The organism is Fischerella sp. (genome assembly GCF_013388695.1).
Classification (GTDB): domain Bacteria; phylum Cyanobacteriota; class Cyanobacteriia; order Cyanobacteriales; family Nostocaceae; genus PCC9605.
This window is the reverse complement of record NZ_JACAEU010000203.1, coordinates 1-11,479: the sequence shown is the minus strand read 5'-3', so window position 1 is coordinate 11,479 and position 11,479 is coordinate 1. Positions and strand designations below refer to the sequence as shown.

The 11,479-nt window shown below is 38.8% G+C and carries 9 protein-coding genes; 6 read left to right on the top strand and 3 right to left on the bottom strand.

Annotated features, from left to right (window positions below; translation table 11 throughout):
• Positions 1-185: hypothetical protein (locus tag HXY43_RS26190; RefSeq protein WP_290890001.1), on the top strand; the 185-nt coding region annotated here is incomplete at its 5' end.
• A gap of 274 nt (positions 186-459) precedes the next feature.
• Positions 460-1,128 (top strand): 2OG-Fe dioxygenase family protein, encoded by a 669-nt coding sequence (locus tag HXY43_RS26185; protein ID WP_290889998.1) that lies wholly within the window; start codon positions 460-462, stop codon positions 1,126-1,128.
• 67 nt (positions 1,129-1,195) lie between these two features.
• Here the strand turns inward: HXY43_RS26185 and HXY43_RS26180 are convergent, their stop codons facing one another.
• On the bottom strand, positions 1,196-2,347 hold the full coding sequence (locus HXY43_RS26180; RefSeq protein ID WP_290889995.1) for a DUF711 family protein: 1,152 nt from the start codon (positions 2,345-2,347) through the stop codon (positions 1,196-1,198).
• Positions 2,348-2,812: 465 nt separating this feature from the next.
• Positions 2,813-3,640, bottom strand: a complete 828-nt coding sequence (gene sfsA, locus HXY43_RS26175) for a DNA/RNA nuclease SfsA (protein ID WP_290889992.1) — start codon at positions 3,638-3,640, stop codon at positions 2,813-2,815.
• Between the two features lie 369 nt (positions 3,641-4,009).
• Here sfsA and HXY43_RS26170 point away from each other — a divergent pair, with 369 nt between their 5' ends.
• The 3 genes from HXY43_RS26170 (at position 4,010) to HXY43_RS26160 (ending at position 6,713) form a co-directional block, all read left to right on the top strand.
• Positions 4,010-5,281, top strand: a complete 1,272-nt coding sequence (locus tag HXY43_RS26170) for a tetratricopeptide repeat protein (RefSeq protein WP_290889989.1) — start codon at positions 4,010-4,012, stop codon at positions 5,279-5,281.
• A 64-nt stretch (positions 5,282-5,345) separates the two neighbouring features.
• On the top strand, positions 5,346-5,924 hold the full coding sequence (locus tag HXY43_RS26165) for a Uma2 family endonuclease (RefSeq protein ID WP_290889986.1): 579 nt from the start codon (positions 5,346-5,348) through the stop codon (positions 5,922-5,924).
• Positions 5,925-6,419: 495 nt separating this feature from the next.
• The gene (locus tag HXY43_RS26160) at positions 6,420-6,713 is read left to right on the top strand and encodes a hypothetical protein (RefSeq protein WP_026731208.1); all 294 of its coding nucleotides are present in this window, start codon (positions 6,420-6,422) and stop codon (positions 6,711-6,713) included.
• Positions 6,714-6,998: 285 nt separating this feature from the next.
• Here HXY43_RS26160 and HXY43_RS26155 read toward each other — a convergent pair whose 3' ends face one another.
• Positions 6,999-9,035, bottom strand: coding sequence for a serine/threonine-protein kinase (locus tag HXY43_RS26155; protein ID WP_290889982.1), 2,037 nt, complete (start codon positions 9,033-9,035; stop codon positions 6,999-7,001).
• Positions 9,036-9,194: 159 nt separating this feature from the next.
• On the opposite strand from HXY43_RS26155, the gene HXY43_RS26150 reads away from it, so the two are divergent.
• A complete protein-coding gene (locus HXY43_RS26150) occupies positions 9,195-11,144 on the top strand; it encodes a ShlB/FhaC/HecB family hemolysin secretion/activation protein (RefSeq protein ID WP_290889978.1) in 1,950 nt (649 codons plus the stop codon).
• The last annotated feature ends 335 nt before the right edge of the window (positions 11,145-11,479 follow it).

Genomic DNA, 11,479 nt, shown 5'->3' with positions numbered 1-11,479 from the left:
TTGCCGGAAAGAACATCTCCCCGGCAACTTCTCTCCACCCCACAAGAGATTTGTTGTTCTTGTGGGGTGGGCGTCTCGCCCGCCCTATTTTTACTTTATTTATGTCTATCTACTTAGAAACGCTCATCAAAACAGAAAAACGTCTTTGCGTCTGTGCGTTTGGCTGTCTTTGCGTCAGTTTTTAGCTGGAAGTCCATTGTGAACTACCTACACTGTACTCGCAGAGTTAGTGTAGGTAGTTCACAGCATTTTAACAACTGATGCAAAATTTGAACTGTATTTTAACACAACTTTACTATTTTATTTAAAAAATGTCTTTATACCATGAAATGGTAATTTCTGTAGTCTAATTGACGACAGTTTAATAAAAAATAGCATACACTAGGAAATATAAGCCTCCTCTAAAAAATAAAACTGGGGAGGACATATGGGATATCAATGTGCGAGGAGGTAATTCCTATGCAAACAGTCCAGGGATCAACAGAGTTAGAATATGCCTTTCTGTTTACTCTTAGAAAGGTAAATTCCATAACTACAGAAGGTTTTAAACCATTTTTTGATAATTTACCTGTTGACCCTTACATTAAAGGCAACTATCGCTTAAGAAGATTATCGCGTTTTATAGTTTCTGGAGATAAATTAATCAAACTACCTCATGGTTATCTCTTTCAAAGTAAAGATTACAATCCCTTAGTGGGTGATATCAAAAGAGAGTTTACAGAATTAGAAGATGCACTCATAGAACTGGACATATTTAAAAATCTAGTTTTAGCATTTAGCGATTCCTGTAAACTGCACCCAGAAGCGGAAATAGGAGTGCATCAAATCAGAACTACTTGTACGCCGGATAATTTTGGCAACCCAGCACCTGAAGGTATACATAGAGATGGTACTGATTTTATCGGCATCTTCTCAGTTGATAGAGACAATATTCAAGGTGGAGAAACACATTTATATACCGCCAAAAAAGAAAAGCCTGTTTTCAACAAAATTCTGAATCCGGGAGAACTACTATTAATCAACGACCATAAATTCTTTCACTATACTACTCCTATTAAACCGATCAGTGATGGTATAGGTACAAGAGATGTATTTGTGCTGACTTCTCCAAGTTTGCTTTCAGATTAGTTGGTTGTTGTTGGTTGGTAGTTGTTTGGGTTATCAACCAACAACCAACTACGAACAAACAACAATTTCAATTCACAGCAAATATTTGACAATCTACAAGATATGGGGAATTGAAAGCTGTCATTTCCCCAGCTTTCTTACCCGGAATTGGAAACAATCTTGCTGATAGGGGTTTATCTAGCTTGATGGCTAGAGTTGCCATATCAATTAATATGGCTGCAATCTTTTCTATTGTGATATCACCCGGAATAGGCACTGTATCAAGTCCACAACCACAAACTGCTGAATACAATAATAAGTTAGTAATATCATAAGTCTGTTCGTTAGCTCTTGCTGCTAAACCAATATCTTCGCAAACAGGAAGCATTAAACCAGAATAACCACATACTTTGACTGGTACATTTTTCAAAACACGAGTCAGCATACCAGAAATTGTCAGTGTTCCTAGATACCCAAACTTGCCACTCATGAGTTTTTCGTAAGCAAAAGCAATACTTTGTTTTTGATCCAAAGGTGATGTCAGTGATGTGTCAATGCCATTGTATGTAATCGCAAATTTTGCAGATATTGTTTCAGCTATATCTGCTACTTGTTTTAATTCTTCTGCCAAGAGGATTCGGAGATTTTCTTCTGCTGCTTGAATATCATGGTTAGCTAGAGAAAAGGCTTTCATTACCAACTCACTGCACTCTACACCAATCGCAAAAGATGTATTGCCTTTATGATATGCAGTCGGGAAAAATGGTATACCTGGCTGGCAATTTGCCCAAGCACAAAAGCGAAAGTTACCATAACCATTTTCTGTTTCTTGGGAAATACGTTTAATCACTTTTGCAGATTCCCAAGCGGTTTCAAAGTTTATGCCAGTTTCCCTGTCTCCAATCTTGCTGGAAGAATAAATTACTGAAGTATTTTTGTTAATATCTGGGATGATTGCTATAGTTTTCGCTTCGCTGGCATAACCAATATTGAAAAAACTGACATTAAGTTCGTGGCAGAATTGATCTAGAGTTTGAATTTCACTCACTATTTCGGGTGTAGACAAGCCTTGCAAATATTCTTCCCAAGGATTAGTAGCAATTCTGGTTGTTTGAACTTCGTATCCGTATTGTTCAAAAAAATCCTTTGCTCCCTGATTAAAATCAGCAGCTTGTTTAATTTTGTCTTTTTCTCTAGGAGTTTGCAGGGATACACCTGTTGTAATGTTTCTAATTTTCATACTTAAAAAGTATCCAATAATTTATTAGTTTGCGAAAATCTATAAAAAAGGTTCAGAAGCGTCTTGATGTAGATTATCTTTTTGCTATAATCGAGTGCTTTCGTTAGTCTATAAGTTTTCTTTGTGTCCCTACCCTACGGGAAGCCGCCCTTGCGGTCGTCTACACTGCGTTCAAGGGCAAGCTTTGTGTCTTTGTGGTTCAAAAATAAATTTTCTTAACCACCAAGGCACGAAGACACCAAGTCAAATCACAAGCAAATTGGTTTTTTTTAACCCACATTTACAGGGCTACCTATAAATCTATACTGACATATATTCAGAAAATAGTCTGGCTAAAAATCAGCGCAACAGCCAAATTAAATATAAAATCTGTTTAAGATACGCTAGCGTTAATTTAAAGGGTTTAGGTGCGTTAAGCTAACGCCTAACACACCCTATTAGCGAATGAATGTTACAAGCTTTAAATTAAATTTTGAGTGTTGCTAAACCTAAGTAGCGAATACCAATTGGGGAGATTTGAAAACGACAAGGTAGAATTTCTAAACCGAGGGAGAATGCCTGTCGCAATAACTTGCCATATACAGGATCGGCACTATCACCAGGAGCAAACTCATCACAATCACCCCTATTGATAAAGTAAAGCATCACTGCACGACTTTGAGGCAGTAGTGCCATCAATTCTCGCAAGTGTTTTTGTCCCCGTGTTGTTTCCGTATCGGGAAATAGCGCTAACTTACCTTGTGCCCAAGTGGTATTTTTCACTTCTAAATATATTGGGTGGTTGTTGTCAGTTAATAGCAATGCACTATTTTTTGGTGACGAAGTTTCAGACAAGATAGTACTATCTGGGTCTAGTGGCAGTGTATTTGATTTTTGAATTATTGTTGCTGTTGAAGATAGAAAAAAATCCACCCGACTTTTTTTATCTTGTCCGTAGGCTACTTCACCACGAATTTGGCTATACTTACCCAGCTGAGGGAAAAGATTTTTTTCTAAAGCTAACTTTACGATCCGATTTGGTAAAGCAGTATTGATACCTACCCAAGTTGGCTTGTGATCATGCAATTGAATCATTTCCCAGGTGTAAGCCAATTTACGGTTAGGATTATCACTTTTGGAAAGCTGCACTGGATTACCTGGAATACAAACTCCTGTCATTGGCCCGGTATTCGGACAGTGTGCTGTTACTACCTCTCCAGATGCAAGTTCAACATCAGCAAAAAAGCGCTTGTAGCGTTTTAGCAGGATACCAGGATATAAGGGTGGGTAACGGTAAAGGTAGTCATTTGTCATTTGTCATTTGTCATTTGTTAGTAGTTAGTGGTTAGTGGTTAGTAGTTAGTGGTTAGTAGTTAGTGGTTAGTAGTTAGTAGTCATTGGTCATTGGTCATTGGTCATTTGTTATTGGTTCTTTCCCTTACTCCCCATCTTCCCATCCCCCACTCTCCCACTCCCCCCATCTCCCCTTCGGGGAATTAAAAATGTAAAATTAAAAATTAAAAATTTTGAATTTTTAATTTTTAATTTTTAATTGACTACTCCCCATCTCCCCATCCTAAAATAAGGAATGAGTCAACCGTAGGCTGGAGTTTAAAGTATAAAGGATGAAGTGAATTGTTTTCATTTTGATATTCTTCTGCCTTCTGTCTTTAAGCAAACGCCATGAATGATGATTTTTACAATAGTGGATTGGAAAGAGCTAAGCAAAAAGACTATGCTGGAGCTATTGAGGAATTTACCCGTGCTATACAGATAAATCCTTATTTTGCCGAAGCTTACTATCAACGGGGTTTAGCATACTATGATTTCGGAGAAATTCTTCAAGCTGTTTCTGATTACACCGAAGCCCTTAAGCTTAATCCCGAAAGTTTTGAGGCTTATTATTGTCGGGCGTTAGCGCGAGTAGCGCTGAAAAATCTGCCGGGTGCGCTTGCAGACGTAGATAAAGCTATTCGTCTCAATCCTCATTATGCAGCGGCTTATAGTTTGCGGGGAATTATACACCGCAAACAGGGGTATATTTATGAGGCGATCGCTAATTTTAAAAAGGCAGCGGAACTATATCTACAGCAAAAGGATAAAGAAAACTGTCGCCTCTGTTTAGAAAAGATTAAAGAACTCCAACCAAAAGAAAATCCTGCTGTGGTTCTCCAACCAGCTTCCCCAACTGCACCTATAATGTCGCCAAAGGAATATTTTACCCAGTTATTGGAAAGGGCAGAAAAGGGAGATACTCGCCAAGCATTGGAAGATTTAAACTGGGCATTGCAAGTTGATCCGCAGGATGCACAAGCTTATTGCTGTCGCGGGGTTGTGCGTTGCAAACTGGGTAATTATCGGGAAGCGATCGCAGATTTTAACCAAGCACTACAACTTAATTTTCAAGATGCGATTGTCTATCGCAACCGGGGAAAAGCCCGTTCCCAATTAGGAGATCATCAAGGGGCGATCGCCGATCTCAACAAAGCACTCCAACTTCAACCCGAAGATGCACTCATTTATGTTGCCAGAGGAAATGTCTATCGGGTAATGGGTAATTATCTCGGTGCTGTACAAGATTATACTAAGGCGCTGCAAATCAATCCTGATGATGCTCAAGCTTACTACAATCGCGGTCTTGCTTACACTTGCTTAGAAGAAATGCAACGTGCCTTTGCAGATTATCAGCAGGCAGCAAGTATTTTTTGTGAGAAAGAAGACTGGGGAAATTACCAGCAAGTTATAGATAGTCTCAAAAAAATCCAAACTCCTAGTTCTGAGTCTAAACAAGCAAGGTATATGCTGCTACGACAGCGTTTGTTGAGACTGGTTGGTGGCTATTGGGAAATCGCCCAACGACTGATTGAACAGGCGAAAAGATACCATCCTGGGATGTCAGAGGAATGGTATATGGAAAAAGTCATAGATGATTTAGAACGCGATCGCGGTGGATAAATCTGCAAGGTTGGGAATGGGGAACAGATTAAACAAGTAAGTTTTTAGTAGAGAAGAATTAATTATGAGTGCTTTAACTTTACAGTTACCTCCAGCACTGAAGTTGACGAATGAAGAATTTGAATTACTTGTTGCTGTTAATAAAGAGTTGCGATTGGAACTAACTGCTCAAGGGGAATTAGTCATCATGTCACCCACTGGAGGAGAAACTGGAGAGCGCAACTTGGATATAGAAGGTCAGCTTTGGTTGTGGAACCGTCAAAATCGGCTAGGAAAAGCGTTTAATTCTTCTACAGGTTTTAAGCTTCCAAATGGTGCAACTCGTTCTCCTGATGCGTCTTGGATAAAGATGGAAAGATGGGATATTCTCACGCCACAACAAAGAAAGAAATTCCCACCTTTATGTCCCGATTTTGCAGTGGAATTAGTTTCTGAAAGTGATGATTTAGAAGATACTCAAGCAAAAATGCGGGAATATATAGAAAATGGTTTGCGTCTTGGTTGGTTAATTAACCCTATAGATAAGCAAGTGGAAATTTATCGCCCCAATCAAGCAGTGGAAGTTTTACAATCTCCCAAGAGTTTATCTGGTGAGGATGTACTACCTGGATTTGTGTTGAATTTAGACTCAGTTTTTGCATGAAACTTTACCCCTATCCTTGTTGTGATAGAAAGCCCACCACTCTCGACTCTCGTTACCAGGTTGAACCTGGTAACGAGAATTAAGAGCCTCTGGCTCTCCTACTCAAAGAGTGGAAGATATCAATTTATGAAAGACTCTTCATCTTTATTTACGATTTTGATTCTCTTTTTCACCGGAAAAGTGCATAAGTTGATTGTAGGAACACCTAATAGTAACCAAGTCGATTTCTGAGAAACGTTAGAACGCTTAAAAGTGAATAGCACTCAACTAAGCTGAAGCTTTTGGATAGTAAGGGTTTAGAACAAGAGGTGTGTAGCAACTCCTGGTGGAAATTCTTTCCAAGTTTTTGATATTTGCTATCTAAAGTTAAATCAACAAGTGAGATCTGAATTCAAAGTGTTTGCGTTTTATCTTAGTGCTATTTCACTCACAAGCATTAGCGTACGCCATGAAAGAGCTTGTTACAACACTTAATTGTGCAAAGGAGGAATCATAATGTCGAAGAGTACAGATAAACTATTTTTAGATGCTGTTAAGCAAGTAGCATTACCTAGCTGTAAAAAAAAATCATTGGTTCAGCGATATCTGCAAAATCCCTTCTCGATTGCATGGTCAAAATTGACCACCCTAATTAAAGTTGTCCAAAGTCCCCAAGCAGAAGTGTTGGAAGACGATCAAACCAAGGAATACAGATCGTATACCCGAGAGCAATATTTGTACCATCCTTTCACAGATCGCATCGATCCATCCCTTTACTACACCATTTTCTATCCTCACCAACGGTTTTAAGCTTGCATCACCATAAATCAAAAAATGTTAGAAACTTCACTTCTCAGTTCGTCGCTAGAGATGGTATAGTAGAAGGCTGGTAAAGGTGCTTTGGGCTAATTGTTCAACACAAATACGTTTGCCAGCCTTTCATTTTGCTCAGTTATTTCCTATTTCTAATAAACATCTGGTAGAAATTAATTATGCGTTCCCAAAATCTTTGTAGAGACGCGAAATTTCGCGTCTCTACATTATTTTTCACGCCTAGGTCTAATAATTGAGATTTGCCCTTAATTTTTTATGCAGTTAGGGCATTGCGCTTCTGAGTTTTTCAGCTTGATTATATGAATTAGCAGCTTCTGCTGGCTTTCCTAATTCTTTTAAAATATCTCCCCGGATATCCCACACATCAGGATCTTGGGGTTGCAAGTCTTTTGCTTTGTCAATGGCAACTAGCGCTTCTTTGTAGCGTTGTAATTCTAACAGCGCTAATGCTTTACCCACCCAAGCAGGAGAAAAATCATCTTTTAAAATAGTAGTTTGCTCAAAGGCTTTCAAGCCTTCCTCGTGATTTCTTAAGGTTTGTGTCAGTAAAATTCCTTGGTTAAACCAAACTAGATAATCTTGCGGACGGATTTCACTAGCTTGCTTAAAAGCAAATAAGGCTTTGCTAGGTTGTCCTAATAAATTTAGCGCATTGCCTTTACCAATTAAAGCTTCATAAAAATTACTATCAATTTTGAGTGCTTCTTCGTAAGAATTAAGTGCATCTTGCGGACGGTTTAATTTGAGTAATATAGAGCCTCGATCTGTCCAGATAATTGGGTTTTTTCGCTTAATTGTATTGATAAGATCGTTATAAGACCATAGTGCTTCTTCAAAGTAAGGCTTGGCAGCTTGTCGCCCTTGCGATTGTTCTATAGCAAAACCTATTTCCTGCCAAATTCTTGGATCGTCTGGTTTAAGTTGCTTGACCTGCTCTAAGTTCTCTAATGCTTCTTTTTTTTGACCTAATGCTAACAGAGACAAACCTTTTCCACTCAATGCTTCAGCATTGTTATTGTCAATTTTAAGTGCTTGCTCATAGGTATCTAGAGCTTCTTGATATCTTTGTTGTTTATATAAAACCTTACCTTTATTAATGAAGGTTTTCATCAAAATTCTTTTATCTTTAGGCTGGAGAGAAATCGCCTTATTATAAGATTCTAATGCCGCAGAATCGCGCCCTAAGATAAACAGTGCATCTCCTCTTCCTCTCCAGGCTTCGGCTGAGTTTGGTTGAATTTCTTTGAGGTTATTAAACTGGTCAAGGGCTGCTTCTGCTCGGTGTTCATCAAGTAAATTATTACCCTGATAGGAATAATATAAAGGTCGCAAAAAAGGATTAAAATTTTCTACACCAACTAATATCAATGTTAATGCTGCCAGTAAAACTGGTATATGCCAAAGCTTGACTACTCGAAACCTAGTTAGCAGTTGTCGAGTATTAAATGTATGATTAAATGGATAATAAGTTGGTGGTTGAGTTGGTGCTGGACTGACTTTAGTATTATTTAAATCTTCAAAAACATTATCTACAGAGTGGTAGCGGCGTTCGGGACTTGTATAGACCATTTTATTTAAAATAGCCGCTAAAGAATCATCAATATCACAATTGCTAGGCCAAACAATATTGTCTTGCTCATCTCGTCTTAATTCTCTAGGGTGCATTCCAGTTAAAAGTTGAATTGCTGTTAGACCCAAAGAATAGATATCACTGTTGAAGCGTGGCTTTCCTGACATTTGTTCTGGAGGGGCATATCCAGGTGTTCCAATCATCGTTTGTGTAGGTGGCGATTGGTGTGAAGGATATTTGTTTTCTAATTTTTTGACTGAGCCAAAATCAATTAATATAAATTTATTATCTCCCTTTCTGATAATTAAATTAGATGGTTTAATATCACGATGAATAATATTTTTTGCATGCAAATATGCTAAGACAGATAAAATTTGTTGTATAAAATTAATAACTGTTTGCTCTGTCCATTGCTGACCTATTAGTTCCGCCAAAGATTTGCCTTCTATATATTCTTCAACAATATAATAATTTCCTTCTTCTTCTAGATAATCAAAAAATTTGGGAACTTGTTGATTGGTCTGTAAAGTATTTAAAATATTGACTTCTCTATGAAAGAATCTTTTGGCTGTTTCAATATCAGCGTTGAGAGGGTCTAGTTTTTTAATTGCACATAATACATTAGATAGTGTATCTGTAGCAAGATAGGTTACTCCAAAACCACCTCTTCCTAATTCTTGGATGATTTGATAGCGACCATATAAGAGCTTGTTCTTGCCTTCCGTCATTTTAATATATATTCCTTCATTGAAAGCAATATCTTATAACTACTCATTTTTCCTTTTGGTTTTCTATACTACCTCGTTAACTTTTATTATAATTCTCTATGCTACATACCATAATCTATGGTATGTAGAGTTAATTAATATAAGTTTATCAATATTTTAATGCGTTACCAAACCTTGAAACTGAAATTAACTGTTTCGTTAATCTTGGAAGTGTTAATAGCCTTCTCTGCTTTTAAAGCTTGGGCTGGAAACGTTCCAGAGCGGTCTTTCGATACTGAAAGCTTATCTGTCAAACATGAGCAAATAGAAATCAAAACACAGAAGCAAAAAATTATACAAGCCTATGTGCCAAATACAACTAGTCAGGATAGTGAAGCAGGAACTGAAAATGAATCTAATTTTTTTAATCCTGAATTCCCTCTTCTAAATCAAACTCAAATTAGTAAAGCATCAACTTTGATTCTGTCCCAGCGTCCTGATATTAGTCCTCCTACCCCACTTCCTCCGACACCACCACCACAACCAATACCAGAACCCCAACCATTACCAACACCTCCTCTAGAAGAAACTCCGTCTCCACCAACAGAACCTTCACCACGTCCCGAAATTCCTGGAAGCATCACTATTAGCAAGTTCGAGTTTGAAGGAAATACTGCATTCAGCGACGAGAAGTTAAACGCAGCCATAGCCAACTTTCTCAACCGACCGATCGCCTTTTCTGAACTATTGCAAGTTGAGAACGTCATTACAGATTTGTATACCAAAGCAGGATACATCAATTCTGGTGCTGTTATCCCTGCCGATCAAACTTTGCCAAGGAAGGGAGCAGTAGTCAAGGTTCAGATTATTGAAGGTGGAATAGAAGATATTAAAATCACGGGTACCAACCGTTTGAACCCTAACTATGTACGCAGTCGCATTGCCCTTGCCACTTCTAAACCTTTAAATCGAGATCGTCTTCTAGAAGCACTGCAACTATTGCAGCTTGATCCTTTGATCGCAAATATTTCTGCAGAATTGTCTGCCGGTTCGCGTCCGGAATTAAGTTTGCTGGAAGTCAATGTTAGAGAAGCAGATTCATCAAGAACAGAATTTTTTGCTGATAACGATCGCGATCCTAGTGTGGGTAGTTTCCGTAGAGGTGTCAGATTTAACGAGGGTAATTTATTTGGGTTTGGCGATCGCTTGGCATTAGAGTACACCAACAGCGATGGTAGCAACACTTATGACTTTAAGTATACAGTGCCGATTAATGCCCGCAACGGTACTATTGCTGTCGGTATCGGTAAAACCGATGTGGAAGTGATTAAAGAACCCTTCGATCGTATTGATATTGAAAGCGACTATTCTTACTTTGATTTGACTGTGCGCCAGCCGTTCGTTCAAACTCCCACCCAAGAAGTAGCACTAGGTCTGACCTTATCCACACAAGACAGTGAAACCGAACTGTTGGGAGAAGGTTTTCCCTTATCTCCCGGTGCAGACGAGGAAGGGCAAACGCGCGTCTCTGCACTGCGATTCTTTCAGGAATATACTCAACGCAATCCCCAACAAGTTTTTGCACTGCGATCGCAATTTAGTTTAGGGGTAGGATGGTTTGATGCCACTGTCAACGACGACCCACCCGATAGTCGCTTTTTAGCTTGGCGCGGACAAGGACAGTACGTGCGATTGTTAGCACCAGAAACTTTGCTAGTGTTACGTTCAGATATACAATTAGCAACTAGACCCCTCGTACCCATAGAACAGTTTCGCTCAGGAGGCCTGCAAAGCGTCCGGGGTTATGGGCAGGATCAGCTTTTAACCGATAATGGCTTGTTTGCATCGGCAGAAGTCAGATTGCCCATTCTACAAGTAGAAAAAGTACAAGGGGTGTTACAATTAGCACCATTTATCGATTTTGGCATTGGCTGGAACAATTCCGATAGTCCCGATCAAGACCCAGACCCCAATACTTTAGTTGGTATCGGCTTAGGTTTGCAGTGGCAGATGGGTGATTATCTTAACGCCCGCATTGATTACGGCGTGCCTCTGACCGAGGCAGACGATCGGTATGGAACATTACAAGAACAAGGTTTTTATTTTTCCGTAAATTACAGTCCTTTTTAAACAAGGCAGCTATACAGGGTGCAGAACAATTTTCGGCGTTGCTGAATTTGGTCATGAATTATGTTTGCATACATTTTTGTAGTAGAGACGTAGCAATGCTACGTCTGGTCATACCCGTGAATTGTAAATTCATATCTTGATTCAGCAACGCCCAATTTTCATCTAGTTTGTTGTGATTTGTTATCAGAAAAATGGGTTTAAAACCTCGCCCTTCTAGTAGGGCTAATTCATAGTCAGTAGAGAAAAAATAGAGTAGAAAATGATGCTTAGTTGTGTTGTGTGATGAGTAGCAGTTTGATAGAAGCGTTAAAAGGGATAGAAGATTATCGGGCAGC